Consider the following 23,152-nt stretch of genomic DNA (forward strand, 5'->3'; position numbering starts at 1 on the left):
TCTTGTTAGTGCTCGGTTATTGAACGTCTTTTGGCTCACGCGCTCATATCTTAAAGCCATATTAAGCTTTTATCTGTACAAATCAAACCGCAACGATCCACCAGTGCGTGGCTAAGTTCGTTAACAGGGGTGAGTAACGTACAATCGAAACAGCTGCCCAAGAAGTCCCCAGAGCATGCTGTAACCCATCAATTGGAATTAATGCTAATAAGTAAAGCAATAAAAATACGCCGATATAATTTGTAAAGAAAGCTAAAACCATTGCACCTAAAATACTAGTCGTATAGTCAATTGGATAAAAGGTTAAAGATTGTAAAAAAATGCCAGCGAATTTCATGATCAACCAGCCAATAAAGATAATGAGACAAAAGCCAAAGCCAGCATAAAAAGCAGTATCAAGCTTGAGTCCTAAGCTAGCATCAAAAAATGCAAAATGACTGTTAGAAGTTGCTGAAGGATAGGGTACTAATAAAGTTAAGCCTTTGCCTAAGTTACGATATACCAAATAAGCGATCCCAACAAATATGAGATAGCTAAAAGTATAAACAGCTTGCAAAAGCAACCCGCGGCGGGCACCAATATACATCCCGTAAGCGATAACCAAAACAATTAATAAGCTTAACATACTTTTCCTTCACCAACTAAAGATTCATTTATTCATGATTTTCTGAATCATCATCTATTTCTTCTTTATACTTAATTTGATCGGAGATGGCATTAAATGCTAATAAAATTGCCGCATCCTCAGTAGAAATATTAGATGATAATTTTTGAATATCTTGCAACTGCTGATTTAGCATTTCAGTCACCGCTGCCATATGTGCTTCACTTCCAGGTCCAATGATCACATATGTCTTACCATTGATCACTGCCTTATAACGCCTTTTTTCCTCGGCCATGAGGATTCTCCTTTGACTCCAACAAATTAATGAAACTATTTTAAATTAAATCATGAAAAAAAACAAATCTACTTTAGAAACCTTACTTAAATGAATTATTTGTAAAGTTAATAATCCGTGCCATCATCGGCTAAAAACGTATTTAACACTTCTTCAACCATCTGCCACTCGGCATCATCTTCAATAGGGTATAAATCACCCTGACTTGCATCGCCATTAGCATCTGGTTTAAATGAAAAAGCTTGGATTTCTACTTCTTCATCTTCACTGGCGCTTGCTGGATATAACAAAATATAAGACTTGTCATAGTCCTCTGAATCAAAGGTAAAAAGCACTTGGTAAAGTTCTTCATTACCTTGATCATCAACGAGGGTGATCTGTTGGTCTGTCATATCAGCAGCATAATTCTTATTTTCATCTTTTTCAGACATTGTTGTCCTCCATTTTGGTGGCGTATTTGCGTCAATCAAAAAATTATAATGTCGTTAATTTACCTTTAGCATCCAAATAATTTTGCAAGATCATCACTGCGGCCAGTTTATCGATCACTTGTTTTCTTTTTTTCCGTGACGTATCTGCTTCTTCTACAAGCATCCGTTCTGCTTGAACGGTCGTTAATCGCTCATCAATAAAATCTATTGGTAAGCCGAAACGATCCACCAACATTTGACCGTATGCCTGAGACTTCTCTGCTCTTGGTCCTAGGGTGTTATTCATATTTTTGGGTAATCCCAAAACAAAACCAGCAATTTCATATTGATCCACTAGCGCCGCTAAACGATCTAGGCCAAATTCTGCCTGATCTTCATTGATTTTAATGATCTCAACGCCCTGTGCCGTCCAGCCCAGTAAATCAGAAACGGCCACACCCACTGTGCGTGAACCAACATCTAAACCCATTAAGCGACTCATTTATTTTTCTCAAGGTAATTGCGTACGAGTTCTTCAATAATCTCATCACGCTCATGTTTGCGAATTAAATTCCGCGCATCATTATGCCGTGGAATATAAGCTGGATCCCCAGACAAGAGATACCCCACAATTTGATTAATTGGATTATAGCCTTTTTCCTCAAGTGATTGATACACGGACTCTAAAGTTTCTTTGACATTTTTGGAATCATTTTCGCCAAAATTAAAATGCATGGTTTTGTCTAACGAACTCATGTTAACTACCCCCACGTTCTTGCTCATTACTGCTAATTGTAACTGATTTGGCTATAAATCACAATTAAATCTCATTTGTAACCCAATTCAAGCCTATTTATTAGTTAACCATTCAACAGCTGTTTTCAAGGCTGCTTGCATCCCTTCAGGCTTTTTACCGCCGGCTTGAGCCATATCTGGTCGGCCACCGCCACCGCCGCCAACAGCTGGTGCAATTGCTTTGACCATATCTCCAGCTTTGATGCCAGCTTTGACCGTTTCAGGGTCGACCGCAACGATCAAACTAACCTTGCCTTCATTAGCTGTCGTCAAAACTAAAACATTAGAAGCTTGTTTTTGTTTCCATTGATCGGCTAACTGCCGCAAAGCATTCATACCATCCACTTGTACCTGACCCGTAATAATAGTGTAATTACCAGCTTTTTGCACATCATCAAAAATATGGCCCATTTGCTGTTGCGCAAATTTTGCTTTAAGACTTTCATTGCTCTTGGTTAATTGCCGCAATTCTGTCTGTAATTGATCTACTTTAGACAAAACATCCGTTGTCTTAGCCACTTTTAATTGTTGCGCTGTTTGAGCCAACAAATCGTGTTGCTGATTTAAATAAGCAAAAGCATCTCCAGCAGTGACCGCTTCAATACGCCGAACACCTGCGCCAACAGCTGATTCCGTTTTAATCTTGAACAGGCCAATTTCAGCAGTGTTGGCTACATGAGTGCCACCACATAGTTCAATCGACCAATTGCCAATATTAACGACTCGTACGATATCCCCATATTTTTCAGTAAATAAAGCCACAGCACCCATTTTTTTAGCTTCATCCATCGTTGTTTCGACTGATTCAACTGGTATCTCAGCCCAAATTTTTTCGTTAACGATTTTTTCAATTTGCTGTAATTGTTCTGGTGTGACTTGCCCAAAGTTGGTGAAGTCAAACCGCAAATAATCCGGCTCAACTAATGATCCTGCTTGGTGTGTATGTGCGCCTAAAACATCGCGTAACGCTTGGTCTAATAAATGAGTTGCCGTATGGTTGCGGCGCACCCGTCGCCGAAATTGTGCATCGACTTGTAAGCTATAAACACTGCCCTTAGCCATTGGTTGTAACACATCCACAAAGTGCAGCGGCTGTCCATTTGGTGCATGCTGTACGTCCGTCACTTTGGCAACTGTTTCACCCTGACTATTTTTAATGACCCCAATGTCTGCAACTTGACCACCCATTTCAGCATAAAATGGTGTTTCATCAAAAATCATTTCTGCTTTACCAATCGGTGCTTCATCTTGTAACGCGTCATCAATAATGATTTCTTTCAATACGCTTTGATTATCGATCAGTTCCACATAACCCGTAAATTCACTTGGATCTTTGATATCCATTAACAGTTTATTCTGCGATCCCATGGACTGTTCATCAGAACGCGCATTACGTGCCCGCTGTTTTTGGGCTTCCATTTGCCGATCAAATTCAGCAACATCTACGGCTAAGCCTTCATCTTTGGCATACTCCACCGTTAAATCAAGCGGAAAACCATAAGTATCAAATAATTTAAAGGCATCCGCACCACTCAGCTGTTTTTCACCGCTTGCTTTGAGACTAGCAATTAAATTATTTAGTAAATCTAAGCCATCTTTTAAGGTTTCTTGGAAACGTTCTTCCTCAGATTTAATAACTTTAGCAATAAAATCTTTTTGGGCCAAAACATCGGGATAGTAACTGTCCATGATTTTACCGACAGTTGGCACAAGTTCATATAAAAAAGCACGATTAATGCCCAATTTTTGACCATTTAAAGCCGCCCGTCGAATCAGACGCCGTAAAACATAACCCCGCCCTTCATTGGAAGGTAAGGCGCCGTCACCGATCGCAAAGGTAACGGCACGTGCATGGTCGGCAATGATTTTGAAGGAAGTATCGTCGGCTTTGTTTTGATCATATTGCTTATGATCACTCAATGTTTCTGTTTGATGAATCAAAGGTAAAAATAGGTCGGTTTCGAAGTTGGTCGGCGCATTTTGAATAACCGATACCATTCGCTCTAGACCCATACCCGTATCAATGTTTTTATGTGGTTGTTCGACATAACGGCCATCGGGTAAATGATTGAACTCAGAGAAGACAATATTCCAAATTTCAAGGTAGCGTTCATTTTCACCACCAGGATAGTTCTCCGGATCGTCGGGTGCTAAGTTGTTGAAGGCTTCACCGCGGTCATAAAAGATCTCGGAATCGGGACCACTAGGACCTTCACCAATATCCCAAAAGTTATCTTCAATTTTAATGATATGGTCTTCTGGCAGCCCCACCACTTCATGCCAAATACGATAAGCTTCTGTATCTTTAGGATAGACAGTCACATAAAGGCGGTCTTCATCAAAATCAAACCACTCTGGGCTAGTTAACAACTCCCAAGCCCATGGAATTGCCTTATCTTTAAAGTAATCCCCAACAGAGAAATTACCCAGCATTTCAAAGAAGGTGTGATGGCGTGCTGTTTTACCAACATTTTCAATATCATTTGTCCGAATACTTTTTTGAGCATTTGTGATCCGCGGATTTTTAGGAATGACAGACCCATCAAAATATTTTTTTAATGTTGCCACACCCGAGTTGATCCATAACAAAGTTGGATCATCTTCAGGAATCAAAGAGGCACTAGGTTCAACATCATGCCCCTTACTTTTAAAGAAGTCCAAAAACATTCGTCGAACTTCAGCACTTGATAATTTTTTCATACAAATACCTCCAACGTGAAATTAAGAAATAAAAAAACATCTTGCGATTCAAGGACGCCTACACGCGGTACCACCTTGATTGCAACGATGTTTCGTTAGCCACTTAATTATCTTATTTTACTTGTTATCTATTCTATGGGTAGCATCGCTAAAGCGGCTGACCAAATCTTCTCAGCATCGATTTGTTTCTGTAGTGAGCCTACTTAACGACATGTCCCGTTTGCCTTTTTAATTATAAGCAGTGTTTTCTGTAAAGTCAATTATTGAATTCAATGTTGATCACAGGCCGATAATATAATTGTTGCTTGTCCAGCTTAGCTAGTGCTGGTGTATATTCAAAGTTCCAAGATGCTGCTAATGTTTGTAGTTCAGGTGATCGTGTCAGTCCACCAACCACCGTTTCATCTTGTAATATTTCACCTTGCTGTTTTTCAGGAAATACAAGGCCAAAATAATTAGCTGATCCTAATTCAGGTACAAGGACTTGATTGTGGTAACTGCGCAAATAAGCATAAGCTGCCCGGTCCAATAAAGTCATCCCTTGACGAGTCAACGTTTGCTGTAACGTTGAAAAGTCTGCCATATTACGGGTCAAACTGAAACGATAATAATCTTGAGATGTTGCCAATTCAACACGTCCCACTGCCGTCTCTAAGTCTGAGGGCAGTTGGTTCGTGAAGGGATTCAAACTTGTCCGTTCATGAATCACCCGCTGTACCTGCGTAATATCTTGAGCCCGGCGTTTCTGGTAAAAAGGATCACCATAATATTGCGCATCAGCAATCACATAAACGCCCCTTGGCTCTAAATCGAACAAAATTGGTTCTTGGGCGACCAGCATCGGCGGCACTTGAACGGTTTGAGCACTTAATGGTTGTAATGGTATTTCAGACAACTGTCGTTTAAATTTTGCACGTACTTGCGTCAATTGGGCTTGATCCAGACCAACTTGAATCTGTTTGACCCCAGGAATCAGCACAAAATCAATGCCAGAAATAAAAGCGTGCCATGTTTGAAAATGATACCCATTAAACTCATGTGCTTCGGGTTCGATCTTAGCAATCGACAACAGTGGACTCACAAAATAACGTAGTAATTGTTCAAATTGATACTGCTGCTGTTTTGCAGTCAATTTGTGCCAATGTTCGATCATTAATGCCGCTGGCTCAATTGCCATCATTAACCCTTCCTTTTCTTACGTTTTAGGCGTCGTTGCTCAATTTTCCGCTTTTGACGCGCGTCTTCTTGAATGGCTGCTTTAATTTTGCGTTTATAACCCGGCTTGCGTTTACGTTTGGCTTTTTTGACATACCCTTTTAATGAAGGCTCTAACTCATTGCCTTTAGCATGCCGATTTTCCCGTTGGTGCCGGTCTTTTGCCGGCACTAACACACCATCTTTTAAGCGGACAGATTCGAATGAGATGCCCATTTTTTCTAAAGCATCAACACCACGCGTTTCATCGGGGCCATATAAAGTATAGGCAACGCCAGACATGCCATTACGCCCTGTTCGACCCACGCGGTGAATGAAGAACTCTAAGTCAGATGGCAACTCATAATTTACCACATGAGAAACGCCAGGAATATCAATTCCCCGGGCAGCTAGATCAGTAGCCACCACGTATTGATATTGCAAATTAACCACGGCTTTCATCACCCGTTTACGTTCGCGGGCTTGAATGCCGCCATGCACTTTGGCCACATTTAAACCATTATGCTTCAAAAAGTCATAAACTTCGTCTACTTTTTCTTTGGTATTTGCAAAAATCAAGACCAAGTAGGGTTCACCCATGGTTAACAAACGATATAATAACGCATTTTTATCGCGGCCTTGGGTAAAATACAAATAATTATGAATGGTTTCAGGAATCAATGTTTTTGGTTGGATTTGTTCAAACAATGGATTGTGTAAGTATTTACGCAAAAAAGGCTGCAACTTGGGGGGGATTGTTGCGGAGAAAACTAATATTTGTAGTTCCTTAGGCATTTTACCAGCAATCTTATCCACATCTGGTAAAAACCCAAGGTCTAAAGTCATATCAGCTTCATCCACAACAAAGGTTTTCGCGGTTTGAACTTGCAAAGCGTTAGCCGTGATCAAATCTAAAATCCGGCCTGGTGTCCCAATCACAATTTGTGGTTGATGATGTTGCAGTTTCTCAATTTGCCGGGCTTTATCCGTCCCACCAACATAATTATGCACCATGATATCAGGGTCATAGGTAGCAACTAATTGTTCAAACGCTTGATACAATTGTGTTGCCAACTCTCGACTTGGCGCAGTGACCACTGCTTGTACTTTTTGGCTGTTAACATCAATTTTTTCTAAAATTGGAATTAAAAATGTATGTGTTTTACCGCTGCCAGTTTGTGATTGTCCAACAACATCACGGCCAGATAGCACTGCTGGTAATAACTTTTCTTGGACAGAAGTCGGTGTTGTAAAGCCGATTTTGTCTAAAGCTTGAATCATCTGAGGCGAAAAATTAAATTGTTTAAAGGTTGCCGCCATTAGTTATGTCCCTCATTTTCTATTTGTTCGGTACTGACGAGTTGTTCTAATTCAGAATAAATTTGTTCGATTTCTTGGGTGTCGCTTGCTTTAGCCCCACTTGCTAACGGGTGCCCACCGCCACGGTGTTTCTTCGCTAACTCATTAATAACCGGCCCTTTTGAACGTAAATGGATGCGATAGCCATGATCAGGCTGTTCCACTGCGATAAACCAAGCTTTGGCTTCACGTAGATGTCCTGGCGTGGAAACAACGGCATGTGCTTGATCATTGCTGACACCCATTTTAGCCATTGTCTCTAAGCTAATTACGGCATACGCCGCACCTTGTGTATTCAACTGTAAATGATCATAAACATACGACTGCAAACGGGCTTGTTGTAAAGTCACCTCATTCATATGTTGACTGACTTTATTGTGTTCAAAGTTATAACTAACTAACTCGGCGGCAATTTTAAATGTCTCCGGAGAAGTTGATGGATATAAGAAGCGTCCAGTATCGCCGACGATACCGGCATATAACTTACGAGCAGCCGCATCATTTAACTTCAGTAATCCCTCAGATTGATGTACCAGTTCAACGATAATCTCAGAAGTGCTAGAAGCATCTGCATCAACATAGACCAAGTCTCCGTAATGGTCGTCATCGGGATGATGATCGATCTTGATCAAAGACTGACCTTGATCATAACGTTTGTCACTAATTCTTGGCGTATTTGCTGTATCACAAACAATAACTAACGCCTGTTGATACATAGAATCATCAATGGTCTGCATCGTATCGATCCAACTTAAGCCTTCATTCTCGCTGCCAACTTGATAAATCTTTTTTTCGGGAAAAGCTGCTCTTAATATGGAAGCTAAGCCCGTTTGCGAGCCAATGGCATCTGGATCAGGATTCTCATGACGATGAATAATGATCGTTTCAAAAGCTTTGATTTGATTAATAATATCCGTAAATATTGACATATTATTTCCTTTCTAATAACTGACAGTTCACGATGGCTTTGGCACACAAAACATGGTTGGCATAGACTGAAACATCTAGCTTTGCAAACCGACGGCCTTTATCTAAAATTTGCGGTTGAATCAACAAATGACTCTCCAGCTGAATCAATTTTAAATAATGAAGATCCATCTGTTCAATGATTGCATTTTGTTTAAATCGCTCATTCAATAACCGCTGGCAGCTATCAACCACTACTTCAGATAAAACACCAAACGCGACGGTTCCTAAACTATTGACCAGCTGAGGTTCTACGACAAACTCAAACCCCATACTTTCTGGCGCCAAAGTTGCAACATTGGGCAATTCATTCTTCAAAACTTGCAAACTGCCCATCATTTGATCATAAAAAGTATCCGTCACTTGAGGTTGTCTAGGCGCCATTTGCATCGTTTCCATGACATCTTTACGTGAAATGACCCCTTCAAGCTGCAGCTTATTATCGACTACCGGCATCAATTCCAAACTATTCCAAGTCATTAAGTGCCCTGCTGAAGCAGCACTATTATTCTTGCGCACCACCATGGGGTCTTTGGTCATGATTTTTTCGATGGGGGTTTTATCTGAACGGTTGAGAACATCTTTGCCAGAGACAACACCTAATAATCGCATTTGTTTATTAACGACCGGGAAACGCGAATGATCGCTATGCTTGGTAAGCGCAATGTAATCATGTACTGTTTGTGTATTTAACAAATAATCCGTCTTGGCTAGTGGTTGAAAAATATCACCCACCACAATGATCTCTTTTTTGATCAATTGATCTGTCAGCACTCGATTGATCATTGCTGCAACCGTGAACGTGTCATAGGTGGTCCCTAACACTGGCAAAGCAAGTTCATCCGCAAGCTTAGTAATTGCCTGTGTTGCCGAAAAACCACCAGTGATTAAAACAGCCGCCCCACTACGCAGGGCTAATTCCTGAGCATCTTCCCGGTTCCCAATAATCATCAATGATTTCGGCGTAATATAACGTACCATTGCTTCAAGCGTCATGGCACCAATAACGAATTTATCTAACAATTTATCTAATCCATTCGTGCCACCATAGATTTCACCATCAATGGCTTTCAGAATCTCACGGAAAGTTAAATTTTCGATTTTACCCTTCAAACGTTGCTCGATCCGCATCGTGCCGACCCGTTCAATGGTCGTTACCAATCCTTGGGTTTCAGCAGTTTTAATTGCCCGGTAAGCTGTGCCTTCACTAACGTTCAGGGCTTTGGCAATTGAACGCACTGAAATTTTATTCCCGATCGGTACAGACTCAATATAATCTAAAATTTGCTCATGTTTGGTGGCCAAACTGATAACCTCGATCCCACAAAATAGTAATGATTATTTTAATATATTAACGGCAACGTGATATTTTCGTACTGTTTCGACAATAAACTCGTCATTGTAATCCCCAATAAACGCACACCGTGTTTCAAACTACCGTAAGTAGCCCATAATTCTTGGGCCGCTGTCAAAATATCAGCAGATTGATAAATATATTCCGCTAACGTCTGTCGCTTGGTGATGGTATTAAAGTCCTTATCCCGCATTTTTAAAACAACGGTCTTACCCTGAAGATTTTTATGAGCTAAAGCTGTAGCAACCAAACCGCTAAAATACTTTAATTGTGCCTGAATCTTTAATTCATCGTATATTGGCGGATTATAGGTGCGCTCTTTACCAACGGACTTGCGGGCACGGTCCGCCTGCACCGGTCGATTATCGATACCACGCACACGGCGATAGAGCATATAACCCATTTTTCCAAACCGATCGATCAAAAAACGTTCACTTTGAGCGTGCAAGTCAGCACCGGTATAAATTTGCAGTGCCTGCATTTTAGGCAAAGTCTTACGCCCAACGCCTTGAAATTTCTCAATCTTTAACTGCATTAAAAAAGACTCTGCTTGTTCTGGTAAAACTACCGTACGGCCAAACGGTTTGCGATAATCCGAAGCGAGCTTAGCAATGTATTTATTATAAGAAATACCCGTTGAACAGGTTAACGCTAAACGCTTATAGATTTTACTTTGAATATAAATAGCCGCTTCAATAGCTTGTTTAAAGCCGAGCTTATTTTCCGTAACATCTAAATAAGCTTCATCCAAAGCAACTGGTTCGATCACATCGGTAACTTCCCGAAAAATATCATGAACCTGCGCAGAAACTTCCCGATAAGTGGCAAAATCCGGTGGCAAAAAAACGGGCCGTTGGTCTTTAGTTAATTCCCAGGCCTTTTGCGCTGGCATGGCTGAATGAACCCCAAATTGGCGTGCCACATAATTAGCTGTCGTCACGACGCCTTTACCATGCGTTTGCCGCGGATCTCGGGCAATAATCAGTGCCCGCCGACGCAATTTTGGATGCCGTTTCATTTCGATAGATGCATAAAAAGCGTCCATATCAACATGAATAATTTTACGATTTGTATTATTAATATTCGGTAATTCGAATAGCATTTCTTTCGTCATTCAATCACCCGATTTGTTGTACCCTAACAGACGGTAATTTTATTATAACAAATAAAAAGCCGATATAATAGGCATTATATCGACTCTCTTAAACTTGTTGTAATACAGTTTTTGTGTTTTGTTTTAGCGTTTTGTTTTAGCGCTTTGTATTATCTGTTGGCTGATAGATCCAGTGACGGCCAGTCTTCGCCAATAGTTCATCAGCAGCTTGAGGGCCGGCAGTCCCACTCTTATAATTCGGAAAGTCAGTTGGTGCCTGGCTGTCCCAGCGTTGGCGAATCGCATCTACAAATTGCCATGTAGCCTCTAATTCGTGCCAATGGCTGAAGTTAGTATTGTCACCAACCAATACATCTAAAATCAAACGTTCATAAGCATCTAAAACTTCATTGAGCATCTCTTTAGAATGATGATAACTCATTAAATAACTTTCTGGTGTTGTTGTTTGACCAACTTTTTTACCGTTATATTGTAATGTTACCCCTTCACTAGGTTCCACATCAATAGTCAAAATATTAGCTGCCGCAGGTTGATCAAAGATTTGGTTGGCACTTGGCTTAAATACAATATCGATTCGAGTGCGCTTTTCTGGTGTGCGTTTACCTGTGCGAATATAAATAGGTACACCAGACCACTGATCATTATCAATATCGATCTCACCAGCGACAAAGGTTTCAATTGGTGATTTAGGATCAACATTATTCTCTTGCCGATAAGCAGGTTCATGCTCTGGAATATCGCTGGCACCGTATTGACCGCGCACAAATTTGGCATCAACTTGTTCAGGGGTGTAGGGTTTCAAAGCTTGGAAAAGTAACCGCTTTTTATCTCTGATATCAGCGGCATTTAGGGCATCTGGGCGCTCTAATGTCGTCAAAGCAAGAATTTGCATCACATGATTTTGGACCATATCCCTCAGTGCCCCAGCCGTTTCATAATAGCCGGCACGATCTTCGACGCCTAAAGCTTCAAATAAGGTAATTTGAATATTATCGATAAATTGTTTATTCCAAACTTGCTCAAACATCGGGTTGGTAAAACGCATCGGCAACAAGCCTAAGACCATTTCTTTACCTAAATAATGATCAATGCGATAAATTTGTTCTTCCTTAAAAGCTTTACTGATTGCATCATTTAAATTTTTGGCACTTTCGTAATCACGGCCAAATGGTTTTTCGATCACTAATCGATTGAAACCTTGGTCAGACAATAAATCCTCTGATTTAATGTGATCGGCTATGGTCGCAAAAAACTTGGGCGCCATGGCCATATAAAAAACTCGATTACCTTGAGTATGATACTTTTGATCCAGTTCATCACCCAATTGACGTAGAGTTACATAATGGTTCGAGTCAGTCACATCATGGGATTGATAATAAAAATGTTTGGTGAAGGCTATCTTTTGATTGTAAGAACCTGGTAGTTCAGTGAGAGATTTTAAAATCGTATCACGGTAATAATCATCGCTCCAATCCCGCCGTGCTGTACCAATAACTGCAAAATTGTGCTTAATATGATCCTTGCGGTACAAATTAAATAATGCCGGATAAAGTTTACGGTGTGCTAAATCACCAGAACCACCAAAAATATAAATCAGTGCTTGATTTTCACTGTTATTTTCCAAGTGTAGCCCTCCTCTTATTTCTAACAAGCTATCATTTATTTTAAAGTCGTACATAATTAGATTCAAGCACAAATATTACTTTGATTTTAAAGGAAAATCAAGTCGTTGCTGCATAAAGTTTCTTATCGTTATATAAAAATAACAAGGATAATGAAACAATGGCGTTCAGCACACGTTTAAAATTTAATTGGTCGCAAATAAATAGTAGCTGAAAACAAAATGTTAGTTTTGTCCCAGCTACCTTGTAGTTTTATATTCAGTTATTTTACAACTAACTATTTATACGTCTAGAGAGAAGATTTTGGTCCAGCCCATTCATCTCGAATAATTTGTGCCATATCAGCAATCATTGGTTCTTTTGGATTGGTGATCGTACAATTATCCTCATAAGCTAATTCAGCTAATTGATCAGCTTGTTTATCAATTTGTGCTTTCGTGATGCCTTGATCTTTCAAAGACATCTTAACGCCAATACTCTCAGCCAGATCAACGATTGCTTGACAAAGGGCGTCTACTAACTCTGCGTTAGTTTTACCTTCCAAACCAACATAACGGGCAATATCCGCATAGTCGCTGTCAGCACGGAAGTAACTATATTTTGCCCATAATGCACGTTTCTCAGGCACCTTAGCATTGTATTGAATCACGTGTGGCATCGTAATTGCAATCATCCGTCCATGTGGTAAGTGGAAGGCACCACCCAATTTATGTGCAATCGAGTGATTGATACCCAACAGTGCATTGGCAAAGGCCATACCCGCCATAGTTGAAGCATCATGCATATTTTCCCGAGCATGAGCATCGCCGTTATAACTTGCTTTTAAGTTTTCAAAAACAATTTTAATGGCTTGTAAGCTTAGACCACGGGTATAGTTACTAGCCATTACTGACACGTAACTTTCAATTGCATGGCATAAAACGTCCAAACCGCTATCAGCGACAACTGTTTTTGGCACACTTTGAATGAATTGACTGTCTACGATCGCAACATCTGGTGTCAAAGCATAATCAGCTAATGGATATTTGACGCCCGTCTGACTATCCGTGATAACCGCAAATGGTGTCACTTCAGAACCAGTTCCAGAAGTCGTCGGCACGCAAATCAATTTTACATTATCCAATTTAGGAAATTTGTAAGTCCGTTTCCGAATATCCAAGAATTTTTGTTTTGCTTTGAAGAAGGAAGAATCAGGCGCTTGATAGAACATCCACATACCTTTAGCCGCATCCATCACCGAACCACCGCCGAGTGCAATGACTGTGTCTGGTTTAAAGTCGTTCATCATATCACGGCCTTTATAAACCGTGTCGGTAGATGGGTCCGGTTCAACATCTAAGAAAGATACAAATTCAACTTCATTTTTACGTAATTTCAAAGCATCTTCAACGATTTTGACATAGCCTAATCTTTCCATATCATGATCAGCTACAATAAATACCCGACTGATATCTTGCATTTTTTCTAAATAATTGATGGCATTTTTTTCAAAATAGATTTTAGGTGGTAGTTTGACCCACTGCAAGTTATTCCGGCGTTTTGCTACTGTCTTAATGTTCAACAAGTCGATCGTCCCCACATTGTGTGAAATAGAATTATGTCCATATGAACCACAGCCTAACGTCAACGATGGAATCATATTGTTATAAAGATCACCAATGCCACCGACACTTGAAGGTGAATTCACTAAAATCCGGCACGCCTTCATTTGAATCCCAAACTGGACGATCAAGTCATCATCGTTCGTATGGATCACAGCTGAATGGCCCAAACCACCTAATTCAAGCATTTCTTCAGCTAGTCTGAAACCATCTTGCTCATCTTTTGCCTTTAACAGTGCCAAAACTGGTGATAATTTTTCACGTGAAAGTGGATATTCATCACCAACGCCGTCAATTTCAGCAACTAGTACTTGTGTCCCCTTAGGCACTTTGATACCGGCCCATTTAGCGATCTCGATAGCAGAATGACCAACAACATTTGGATTCACGGCGTGTTTCTCTGGATCAATGACCCTATCAGAAAGTTGCTTCAATTCTTTAGATTTGACTAAGTAAGCGCCTTGTTTGATAAATTCTTGTTTTACTTGATCATAGATCGGTGCTTCAACGATTGCTGCCTGTTCGGAAGCACAAATCATACCATTATCAAATGACTTCGATAATAAGATATCATTAACAGCTTGTTTCAGATTAGCAGTTTTTTCAATGAATGCCGGCACATTACCAGCACCAACACCTAAAGCTGGCTTGCCAGTGCTATAGGCCGATTTAACCATACCTGGGCCACCAGTTGCTAACACCGTTGCAACACCAGGATGATTCATTAATGTTTTCGTTGCATCAATACTTGGCGTTGGAATGTAGCTTAAAGCTCCAGCAGGTAAACCAGCTTTGACCGCAGCTGCTTTAATAATATCTAATGCAGCTGCTGAACATTTTTGCGCACTAGGATGAAATGCGAAAATAATTGGGTTTCTAGTCTTGATAGCAATCATTGCTTTAAACATGGTTGTGGAGGTTGGATTTGTAACTGGTGTCACACCAGCAATCACTCCAATAGGTTCAGCAATTTTCATAATTTGTTTATCTTCATCATTTTCAATAACACCAACCGTTTTGTCAGCTTTGATCGAATGCCAAATTTCTTCGGTTGCATACATATTTTTAATGGCTTTATCTTCATAAATGCCACGGCCGGTTTCTTCAACAGCAAGTTTTGCCAGATACATATGTTTATTTAAACCAGCAATCGCCATTTCGTGAACAATTGCATCAACTTTTTCTTGGTCAAATCCGTGCATCACTTGCAAAGCTTCTTGTGCATCCGCCACCAATTTATTGACCATTTCATCGACGTTAACAGCCTTTTTAACGTTTTTCTTTTTTGTATCTGTTACGTTTAGCATTCGATTATACCTCCAAGTTATCGGTTGTTTGTTATCCTTTTCACAATTATTATCATACAGGTTCACGTTAAACTTGTAAAGTGTTTTTTGTGATTTTTTTCACACTTTTTAAAATATATCAATTTTTCGCTAATTTTCGGCAAAAAAATAGAGGGGCCGGGACAAAATTAATGTTTTGTCTACGGCCCCTCTTATTTCACGAACAATTATATCTTAAACGCGTTACAAAAGGCAACGCCCTCACCCAACGACGAATGACTCAAATGGCAAGTCCACTATTTTTCGTAATTCTTGTTGGTACTCAGGCGCTGGGCGCCTTTTGTCTCACTCTCTCTTCAGTTTATACTTCTTTTAAAAAGTTCTACCCACACTTTATTACTTTGGCCCACAACTACAAAAAGATTATTCTGACTTTTTGTCTTCTGTCGTATTTGTATCAGTGGTATCGGTAGTCGTTTTTGTTTCAGTAGCTGTTGATGCCGGTGCAGCATTTTTTGTCTCTGCAGTGGCTGCAGGTGCACTCGTTGTACCTGTCGGAACAGCTGTATTTGCCTGTACATCACGGATTGCCGAAATATTAAAAGTTAAATAAATACCATCACTATCGATCACGACGGTTTTTGCGGCGGTATCAACTGAATCGATCACACCATGTAGACCACCAATCGTTACGATTCGATCGCCCTTTTTCATCTGACTAAACATTTCTTGACGTTTTTGTTGTTGTTTCTTTTGTGGTCGAATCATACTAAAGTACATGACAACCCCCATCACAATAATGATCAGAATGAAGGACCAGTTACCGCCACCTGCGGCTGCAAATAAATTCAATTAAAGACACCTCGTTTTATTTAATATATCAATTCTAGCAAAAAATGAACTTAATGACCACTAACCTAGAAATTCTTTGCTTTTTCTTTATTAAAACCATAGGCTTCAAAGAAATCTTGGCGAAACTCTAATAGATTATCATCCATAATTGCCTGCCGAACTTGTTGCATCAAATGTAACAAGAAATACAAGTTATGATAACTTGTTAAATGTAATCCAAAAATCTCATCAGATTTGATCAAATGCCGAATATAGGCACGGGTATAGTTACGACAAGTATAACAATCACAATTTGGATCTAACGGTGTAAAATCTTCAGCATACTTAGCATTTTTAACAACAACCCGTCCTTGAGAGGTCATTGCCGTACCATTACGCCCAATCCGAGTTGGTAAGACACAATCAAACATATCAATCCCCCGAATCACGCCATCAATTAGTGCATCCGCTGAACCCACACCCATTAAGTAGCGTGGTTTTTGTTCGGGTAATAATGGCGTTGTAAAATCTAAAACACGATTCATTTCTGACTTAGATTCGCCGACTGATAAGCCACCAATCGCATAACCCGGAAAATCCAGACTTACGAGATCTTTGGCACTTTGAGTTCGAAGATCCTGAAAACCGGCACCTTGAACAATACCAAAAAGACCTTGCTTTTCAGGATCACGATGTGCTTTCAACCCACGTTCAGCCCAACGACTAGTTCGCGCTACTGAGTCACGGACATATTCGTAACTTTCAAAGAATGGCGGACACTCATCCAAACTCATGATAATATCAGCACCCAAATCATTTTCAATTTGCAAGGCTTTTTCGGGTGATAAAAACATCTTCGCCCCATTTAAATGGTTCTTAAAGGTAACACCCTTTTCAGTGATATTACGATTTTCAGCTAAAGAAAAAACTTGAAAACCCCCAGAATCAGTTAAAACGCCGCGATCCCAATTCATGAATTGATGTAAACCGCCCGCTTTTTTGACGATTTCTTCACCCGGACGCAACCATAAATGATACGTATTTGAGAGAATGATGTTGGCACCCATCTCTTTCAATTCTTCTGGGGCCATGCTTTTCACAGAAGCTAATGTCCCTACCGGCATAAACATAGGGGTAGGAAAAGTACCGTGTGGGGTAATGATCTCACCCAAACGAGCACCAGTATGTTTTTCTTGTTTGATCAAGCGATATTGGATCGCTGCGGTCATATCAACAACTCCTAAAATCTAAACGATCGCCTTTGCGGCTTTAAACGACAATAGTTTGAGTCTAGCATAAAACTAACATAAATTTAACTCATCTGTCTCAAACAAGCTTTATTTAATAAACATCGCATCGCCAAAACTGAAGAAACGATAACGTTCATCGATTGCATGCTGATAGGCTTTTAAAATTAATTCTCGACCTGTAAATGAAGCAACTAACATCACCAAAGTCGATTTAGGTAAATGGAAATTTGTAATAAACGCATCCACAACTTTCCATTGATACCCTGGCTTAATGAAAATATCTGTCCAGCCACTATCTGCTTTGATTTGACCATCAAATTTTGTACCAATTGTTTCTAGTGTCCGAATTGATGTTGTACCGGTAGCAATGATACGGCCGCCATTAGCGCGAACATCATTCAAAGTTTTAGCAGCTGCTTCACTCAAACGGTAAAATTCTGAATGCATTTTATGATCTTCAATATTGTCAACAGAAACTGGTCTAAACGTCCCTAGACCAACGTGTAATGTTAAGTAAACCAGCTTGATACCTTTATCCTGGGCTTTTTTTAACAACTCTTTTGTCCAATGTAAGCCAGCAGTTGGCGCTGCAGCAGAACCGCTCTCTTTGGCATAGACAGTTTGGTACATTTCCGGATCATCCAGCTTAGCTTTAATGTACGGTGGTAGTGGTGTTTCACCCAGCTTATCCAAAATCTCCATAAAAATACCATCGTAGTCAAATTTAACCATTCGACCACCATGTTCTAATTCTTTTGTAACGGTTGCCTTCAATAAACCATCACCAAATTCAATAACAGTCCCAACTTTGGCATGGCGCGCTGGTTTCATCAAAGTTTCCCAGTTGTCGCCCTCGGTATTATGTAGCAGTAATACTTCCATATGCCCCTTTGTATCTGGCTTAATACCATACAAGCGGGCAGGCATCACACGAGTATCGTTCATTACCACCGCATCACCAGGATTTAATTCATCCAAAATATCGTAGAAATGCTTATCTTCCATTTTTCCAGTTTGGTGATCCAAAACGAGCATCCTTGAAGCATCCCGTTCCTTTAAAGGTGTTTGAGCAATTAATTCTTGAGGTAAATCATAATCAAAATCTTCAGTTGTTAACATATAATAATACGCCGCTTTCTAATTAATTATTTAGCTTCAGGCCGTTGAAGTCCTAGATGTTGGTAACTCTTAGCAGTTGCCATTCGTCCCCGAGGTGTCCGTTTTAAAAAGCCACTTTGCATCAAATAAGGTTCGTACATCTCTTCAATTGTTTGAACCTCTTCGCCAACATTGGCCGCTATAGTCTTTAAACCAACCGGGCCACCGTTATAAAATTTGATGATCATTGTCAAAATTTTACGATCTACTTGGTCTAAGCCGTCATTATCGACTTCCAATTGATTCAAGGCATCATCAGCCGTACTGGCATCAACGCAATGTTGTCCCGCTACCTGAGCAAAATCACGGATTCGCTTTAATAAGCGATTGGCGACTCGCGGTGTGCCACGAGAGCGACGGCCGACTTCAATAGCACCATCAGCTGTGATTTTTATATTAAAAATATCTGCTGTCCGCTGGACGATTGTCTTAAGTTCAGCCACTGTATAATAACTCATATGGGCGACGATGCCAAACCGATCGCGCAAAGGTGCCGACAGTAAACCTGCTCTGGTGGTTGCACCAATCAAAGTAAAAGGCGGCAATGGAAAATGGACCGGGTGCGCCGCCGGACCTTCACCAACCACAATATCGATGTAAAAATCTTCCATAGCCGAATAAAGCACTTCTTCAACAGCTTTAGGCAGACGATGAATCTCATCAATGAAAAGAATATCCCCTGCTTTTAGTTCAGCTAATAAAGCGACCAAATCACCAGATTTTTCAATTGCTGGCCCACTAGTTGTCCGCACATGGACCCCCATTTCGTGACCAATCACAAAAGCCAAGGTCGTTTTACCCAGACCAGGAGGGCCATATAGGAGGACATGGTCCAAAGCTTCTTCGCGTTTTTTTGCAGCTTCGATATAAACGCGCAGCTCATTTTTAATTTTTTCTTGACCAATATACTCTTGAATGGTTCTAGGCCTGAGCGATTTTTCGATAATCGTTTCTTGATCATCATCGGCGGCTTGAGCGACCAGACGATCTTGATCAAATGCTTCTGACATCTTAAACGCTCCTTTACTTCGTTAACAATCGCAAACCCTCTCTCAGGTATGCATCTGTTGAATCTGCTGAAAATTGTTCTAATGTTGGTACGATCTTTTGAACTTCACGATTTGAAAAACCTAAAGCACTTAAAGCCGCTAAAGCATCTTGTAAGGAAGATGCTTCTTGAGGTTTGGTCTTCGTAACCACAGAACTTTCGGTTGCAAAAATATCCCTTTGACCAAGTTTTGTTATTTTATCTTTTAAATCGATCACGATTTGTTGGGCTGTTTTTTTACCGACCCCAGGAAACTTAATCAAAAACTTAATATCTTCTGTACGGATCGCTTTGATCAAACCATCGTGATTACTGGCAGCTAAAATCGCCAAGGCACTTTTGGGGCCAATACCAGTAACAGCAATCAATAACTCAAAAAGCTGTTTCTCAGCTTGATCGACAAAACCATATAAGATTTGTGCACTTTCAGTAATGGTTTGATGGATATAAATTTTAGTTGCTTGAGCCTCTGTGTAGGCAAAGGGATTTGCCACTAATATTTTGTAGCCAATCCCGTTGACATCAAGGACAACATAACTTGCTTCGATTTGCACGAGCAAACCCTTTAAATATTCAAACATGATTTTAAACTCCTTGGTGGGGTACAAATGTTTGCGTTCTTGATTGTATCATATTTTTTAGTATTTTTCGAAAATAGAAAACAAGCTAAAAAACAGGCAGCGGCTACGCACGAATCAGAACCAAACAAATATAGTGGCTTGGTCATGATACCTGATTTTGTGCTTCAGCCTTCACCGAATAAGCGCAGCCCGACAACACCAGCAATGATCATCAAAACGAACAGCCCCTTTAGCCAGTTAAAAGATTCTTTCAAAACGAGAACGCCATAAGCTACCGAACTAATTGCGCCGATCCCTGTCCACACGGCATAGGCGATCCCCAAGGGTACCGTCTTGGTCACAATACTTAAAATCGTGATACTCACAAGTACAAAAGCCATGGCAATCAAACTATACCAACGTTTGCCGCTGCTTTGTGCTTTACTAACAAAGGCAATAAAACCCAATTCACAAAATCCAGCAATAATTAATAAAAACCAGTCCATTATTGATCACCAGCCTTTTTAGTTGGAAGGTCATCAGCTAGTTTCAAGCCAATAATACCAATCAATAAAATCACCAGAGCGACAATTTTCAAGGGTTGGTGCGATTCATGTAAAAACAACATTCCAACAATTGAAGTTCCAGCTGTACCAATTCCCGTAAAAACAGCATAAGACACACCAACCCCAAATTCATTGATCACTGACTCTAACAGGTAAAAACTGACAAACAGAATCACAATGGTGATTAATGTCGGCCACAAGCGCGTGAAACCGTGTGAAAGGGTCATTGTATAAGCCCAGCCGATTTCAAGCAAGCCAGCCAATATCAACTTAAAATAACTCAATTAACTCAACCTCCATTATTAAAATCCAAACAAAAAGCCCTTAGAATGCATGGCTACATCCTAAGAGCCGAAATTCTCCACTTAACAATATCTAATTGTTTTAAGTTTAGCACATTTCTGTTATAAACCAAAACTTGTATGTGCATCTTGAATTCGTTTAAACATTTTGGCCATATCCTTGTCCGTAAAATGGACTAACACCGGTCGACCATGGGGACAATTAAATGGATTCTCAGCCTGGCGTAAATGCTGTAGTAGTGCTTTAGCTTGTAATGTATCGAGATGATGATTGGCCTTGATGGCGCGCTTACAGCTCATCATAATAGCCGTCTTTTCCCGAAACTTAGCTACCGTCATATGCTTATCAGCCAAAACATAGTCGATCATTTCTTTGAGTGTCTCTTCCTCTTGACCTTTTTTAAACCAAGTGGGATGTGTATGCACCACAAAGCTATTCTGACCAAATGGCTCCAAATGTATACCAACCTTGGCCAATAAGTCGAGCCGATTACTAATAGCCAAATAATCGGCACTAGGATAGTTCAGCACGATCGGTACTAATAAATTTTGTTGGTCCTGACTCACCTCACCAATCGCTTGCCGATACTTTTCATAATTGACCCGTTCTTGAGCCGCATGCTGATCTACTAAATAAAATCCATCTTCACTCTCAGCAATTAAATAAGTCCCATGGATTTGACCGATATAAGCCAGATCAGGAAAACGTGATTTGATTGGCGTCCCCACTGTCTGTAACTGATCTTCAGCGGCAGCATTTGAATCTGCTTTACTTGATGTATCAAAAATTGCCGGTGGTGTTTCTGTTTGATAACGCTGATCCCAAGCGGCTAAGCGTTGTGGCTCTTTAAATATGACACCTGTTGATACTGAGTAAGCCGAACTAGCTGAGGCCGCATTTTGCGACTGGACTGGCTGGGTATCTGATTGCATTGCCAATTGAGCGGGCTGTTCCTGAATTGTATCAGCTTTAGCAGACTGGACAGCTGAAGGCGCATTCGCACTTGTCTGAGCATGTCCTTGCGGTTTCAAATAAGCGGCCGAAGTCGCATCCAAATCAACGGCCAGTTGTTCTGATTTCTGTTTATGCGTCTGTTGTTGACCTTGCAAATTACTAATAGCATCAGGAATCAAATTTTGTGCCCGCATTTTATCAGCAATACTCTGCGTGATCAATGTTCCGAGTTCATCTTCTTTGCTTAAACGAACTTCTTGTTTCGTGGGATGCACATTCACATCTACCAAAAAAGGATCCATTTGCAAATTCAAAATTGCTAATGGGTAACGACCAACCATTAATTTACTGCCGTAGCCAGCAATAATTGCCTTATTTAACGCATAATTTTTCACATAACGGCCATTGATGAATAAAGAAACATAATTACGGCTGGCTCGTGTTAGTTTGGGTAGAGATACAAAGCCGGTTATTTTAAAATCCAAATCATGATTTTCAATCGCCAACATTTGCCGACCGACACCAACACTATAAATCTCAGTGATCGTGCGCAGGAGCTGGCCGGACCCGCTGGTTTTCAATAAAATATTTTGATTACTGGAAAATGTAAAAGCAATTGCTGGATTTGCCAATGCGAGCCGATTTAAAATGTCAGCAATATGTGATAGTTCTGTGTTGACTGACTTGACATATTTTAAACGTGCCGGCGTATTGAAGAATAGATCACGCACTTCAACAGAAGTGCCTTGACGAGAGGTCTGCGTTGTTTCCGACAGAATCTTACCACCTTCAAGCTTAATCAAGGTGCCCAATCCTGGTTGCGTTGCCGTCAACATGGTCGTCCGTGAAACGGCCGCAATGCTCGCTAAAGCTTCCCCACGAAACCCTAAGGAGTGAACCCGAAATAAATCATCTCGACTTGAAATTTTACTAGTCGTATGTGGTAAAAAAGCCAATTCAACTTGATCTTTTTTGATACCCCCACCATTGTCACTAATAAAAATACGACTCAAGCCAGCATCCGTCACACTGATATCGATCTGATCGGCACCCGCATCGATGGCATTCTCAACGAGCTCTTTGACAACTGAGGCAGGGCGCTCCACCACTTCCCCAGCAGCAATTTGATTGCTAAGCTGCTCCGGTAATTCATGAATATCTGGCATCTAACACCCTCCTTAG

The 23,152-nt window shown here is 40.5% G+C and carries 21 protein-coding genes; all 21 read right to left on the reverse strand.

Features of this window, described 5'->3' with window-relative positions; genetic code table 11:
• Positions 1–82: 82 nt before the first annotated feature.
• Positions 83–625 carry a CvpA family protein gene (locus ACNAN0_RS08765; protein WP_230913998.1) on the reverse strand — a complete coding sequence of 181 codons (543 nt, stop codon included), beginning with the start codon at positions 623–625 and terminating at the stop codon, positions 83–85.
• A 28-nt stretch (positions 626–653) separates the two neighbouring features.
• Positions 654–899 (reverse strand): cell division protein ZapA, encoded by a 246-nt coding sequence (locus ACNAN0_RS08770; protein ID WP_230913997.1) that lies wholly within the window; start codon positions 897–899, stop codon positions 654–656.
• 107 nt (positions 900–1,006) lie between these two features.
• Complete coding sequence (locus ACNAN0_RS08775; RefSeq protein ID WP_269073919.1) at positions 1,007–1,330, reverse strand: DUF1292 domain-containing protein; 324 nt, start codon at positions 1,328–1,330, stop codon at positions 1,007–1,009.
• Between the two features lie 43 nt (positions 1,331–1,373).
• The gene (gene ruvX / locus ACNAN0_RS08780) at positions 1,374–1,811 is read right to left on the reverse strand and encodes a Holliday junction resolvase RuvX (protein ID WP_230913996.1); all 438 of its coding nucleotides are present in this window, start codon (positions 1,809–1,811) and stop codon (positions 1,374–1,376) included.
• The gene (locus tag ACNAN0_RS08785; protein WP_230913995.1) at positions 1,808–2,065 is read right to left on the reverse strand and encodes an IreB family regulatory phosphoprotein; all 258 of its coding nucleotides are present in this window, start codon (positions 2,063–2,065) and stop codon (positions 1,808–1,810) included. The genes ruvX and ACNAN0_RS08785 overlap by 4 nt, the downstream gene beginning before the upstream one ends.
• Before the next feature lie 93 nt (positions 2,066–2,158).
• Positions 2,159–4,804, reverse strand: a complete 2,646-nt coding sequence (gene alaS / locus ACNAN0_RS08790) for an alanine--tRNA ligase (RefSeq protein ID WP_230913994.1) — start codon at positions 4,802–4,804, stop codon at positions 2,159–2,161.
• A 256-nt stretch (positions 4,805–5,060) separates the two neighbouring features.
• A complete protein-coding gene (locus ACNAN0_RS08795) occupies positions 5,061–5,981 on the reverse strand; it encodes a hypothetical protein (RefSeq protein WP_416353104.1) in 921 nt (306 codons plus the stop codon).
• 2 nt (positions 5,982–5,983) lie between these two features.
• Positions 5,984–7,318 (reverse strand): DEAD/DEAH box helicase, encoded by a 1,335-nt coding sequence (locus ACNAN0_RS08800; RefSeq protein ID WP_416353105.1) that lies wholly within the window; start codon positions 7,316–7,318, stop codon positions 5,984–5,986.
• Entirely contained in the window at positions 7,318–8,286 is a 969-nt protein-coding gene (locus ACNAN0_RS08805) for a DHH family phosphoesterase (protein ID WP_230913991.1), read from the reverse strand. The genes ACNAN0_RS08800 and ACNAN0_RS08805 overlap by 1 nt, the downstream gene beginning before the upstream one ends.
• 1 nt (position 8,287) lies before the next feature.
• Entirely contained in the window at positions 8,288–9,628 is a 1,341-nt protein-coding gene (locus ACNAN0_RS08810; protein WP_416353106.1) for a DRTGG domain-containing protein, read from the reverse strand.
• Between the two features lie 38 nt (positions 9,629–9,666).
• Positions 9,667–10,791, reverse strand: coding sequence for a DNA polymerase IV (gene dinB, locus ACNAN0_RS08815; RefSeq protein WP_416353107.1), 1,125 nt, complete (start codon positions 10,789–10,791; stop codon positions 9,667–9,669).
• A 136-nt stretch (positions 10,792–10,927) separates the two neighbouring features.
• Entirely contained in the window at positions 10,928–12,415 is a 1,488-nt protein-coding gene (gene zwf / locus ACNAN0_RS08820; RefSeq protein ID WP_230913988.1) for a glucose-6-phosphate dehydrogenase, read from the reverse strand.
• Positions 12,416–12,702: 287 nt separating this feature from the next.
• Complete coding sequence (gene adhE / locus ACNAN0_RS08825) at positions 12,703–15,321, reverse strand: bifunctional acetaldehyde-CoA/alcohol dehydrogenase (protein ID WP_416353108.1); 2,619 nt, start codon at positions 15,319–15,321, stop codon at positions 12,703–12,705.
• Positions 15,322–15,723: 402 nt separating this feature from the next.
• Entirely contained in the window at positions 15,724–16,152 is a 429-nt protein-coding gene (gene yajC, locus ACNAN0_RS08830; protein ID WP_269073918.1) for a preprotein translocase subunit YajC, read from the reverse strand.
• Positions 16,153–16,217: 65 nt separating this feature from the next.
• On the reverse strand, positions 16,218–17,360 hold the full coding sequence (tgt, locus tag ACNAN0_RS08835) for a tRNA guanosine(34) transglycosylase Tgt (protein WP_230913986.1): 1,143 nt from the start codon (positions 17,358–17,360) through the stop codon (positions 16,218–16,220).
• A gap of 108 nt (positions 17,361–17,468) precedes the next feature.
• Complete coding sequence (queA, locus tag ACNAN0_RS08840; protein WP_416353109.1) at positions 17,469–18,500, reverse strand: tRNA preQ1(34) S-adenosylmethionine ribosyltransferase-isomerase QueA; 1,032 nt, start codon at positions 18,498–18,500, stop codon at positions 17,469–17,471.
• A gap of 26 nt (positions 18,501–18,526) precedes the next feature.
• Positions 18,527–19,549, reverse strand: coding sequence for a Holliday junction branch migration DNA helicase RuvB (ruvB, locus tag ACNAN0_RS08845; RefSeq protein ID WP_416353110.1), 1,023 nt, complete (start codon positions 19,547–19,549; stop codon positions 18,527–18,529).
• A gap of 13 nt (positions 19,550–19,562) precedes the next feature.
• Positions 19,563–20,168, reverse strand: coding sequence for a Holliday junction branch migration protein RuvA (gene ruvA / locus ACNAN0_RS08850; RefSeq protein ID WP_416353111.1), 606 nt, complete (start codon positions 20,166–20,168; stop codon positions 19,563–19,565).
• A 164-nt stretch (positions 20,169–20,332) separates the two neighbouring features.
• The gene (locus ACNAN0_RS08855; protein WP_230913982.1) at positions 20,333–20,653 is read right to left on the reverse strand and encodes a DMT family transporter; all 321 of its coding nucleotides are present in this window, start codon (positions 20,651–20,653) and stop codon (positions 20,333–20,335) included.
• Positions 20,653–20,997: a DMT family transporter gene (locus ACNAN0_RS08860; protein ID WP_230913981.1), complete on the reverse strand. Its 345-nt coding sequence runs from the start codon at positions 20,995–20,997 to the stop codon at positions 20,653–20,655. The genes ACNAN0_RS08855 and ACNAN0_RS08860 overlap by 1 nt, the downstream gene beginning before the upstream one ends.
• 120 nt (positions 20,998–21,117) lie before the next feature.
• Entirely contained in the window at positions 21,118–23,136 is a 2,019-nt protein-coding gene (mutL, locus tag ACNAN0_RS08865) for a DNA mismatch repair endonuclease MutL (protein WP_416353112.1), read from the reverse strand.
• Positions 23,137–23,152: the final 16 nt, after the last annotated feature.

This window comes from Agrilactobacillus fermenti (assembly GCF_047943045.1).
Lineage (GTDB): Bacteria > Bacillota > Bacilli > Lactobacillales > Lactobacillaceae > Agrilactobacillus > Agrilactobacillus fermenti.

What these genes read in the sequence shown, in the direction of transcription:
- ACNAN0_RS08765 (WP_230913998.1), bottom strand. Translation starts at nt 625, where the DNA reads ATGTTAAGCTTATTAATTGTTTTGGTTATCGCTTACGGGATGTATATT.
- ACNAN0_RS08770 (WP_230913997.1), bottom strand. Translation starts at nt 899, where the DNA reads ATGGCCGAGGAAAAAAGGCGTTATAAGGCAGTGATCAATGGTAAGACA.
- ACNAN0_RS08775 (WP_269073919.1), bottom strand. Translation starts at nt 1,330, where the DNA reads ATGTCTGAAAAAGATGAAAATAAGAATTATGCTGCTGATATGACAGAC.
- ruvX (WP_230913996.1), bottom strand. Translation starts at nt 1,811, where the DNA reads ATGAGTCGCTTAATGGGTTTAGATGTTGGTTCACGCACAGTGGGTGTG.
- ACNAN0_RS08785 (WP_230913995.1), bottom strand. Translation starts at nt 2,065, where the DNA reads ATGAGTTCGTTAGACAAAACCATGCATTTTAATTTTGGCGAAAATGAT.
- alaS (WP_230913994.1), bottom strand. Translation starts at nt 4,804, where the DNA reads ATGAAAAAATTATCAAGTGCTGAAGTTCGACGAATGTTTTTGGACTTC.
- ACNAN0_RS08795 (WP_416353104.1), bottom strand. Translation starts at nt 5,981, where the DNA reads ATGGCAATTGAGCCAGCGGCATTAATGATCGAACATTGGCACAAATTG.
- ACNAN0_RS08800 (WP_416353105.1), bottom strand. Translation starts at nt 7,318, where the DNA reads ATGGCGGCAACCTTTAAACAATTTAATTTTTCGCCTCAGATGATTCAA.
- ACNAN0_RS08805 (WP_230913991.1), bottom strand. Translation starts at nt 8,286, where the DNA reads ATGTCAATATTTACGGATATTATTAATCAAATCAAAGCTTTTGAAACG.
- dinB (WP_416353107.1), bottom strand. Translation starts at nt 10,791, where the DNA reads ATGACGAAAGAAATGCTATTCGAATTACCGAATATTAATAATACAAAT.
- adhE (WP_416353108.1), bottom strand. Translation starts at nt 15,321, where the DNA reads ATGCTAAACGTAACAGATACAAAAAAGAAAAACGTTAAAAAGGCTGTT.
- tgt (WP_230913986.1), bottom strand. Translation starts at nt 17,360, where the DNA reads ATGACCGCAGCGATCCAATATCGCTTGATCAAACAAGAAAAACATACT.
- queA (WP_416353109.1), bottom strand. Translation starts at nt 18,500, where the DNA reads ATGTTAACAACTGAAGATTTTGATTATGATTTACCTCAAGAATTAATT.
- ruvB (WP_416353110.1), bottom strand. Translation starts at nt 19,549, where the DNA reads ATGTCAGAAGCATTTGATCAAGATCGTCTGGTCGCTCAAGCCGCCGAT.
- ruvA (WP_416353111.1), bottom strand. Translation starts at nt 20,168, where the DNA reads ATGTTTGAATATTTAAAGGGTTTGCTCGTGCAAATCGAAGCAAGTTAT.
- ACNAN0_RS08855 (WP_230913982.1), bottom strand. Translation starts at nt 20,653, where the DNA reads ATGGACTGGTTTTTATTAATTATTGCTGGATTTTGTGAATTGGGTTTT.
- mutL (WP_416353112.1), bottom strand. Translation starts at nt 23,136, where the DNA reads ATGCCAGATATTCATGAATTACCGGAGCAGCTTAGCAATCAAATTGCT.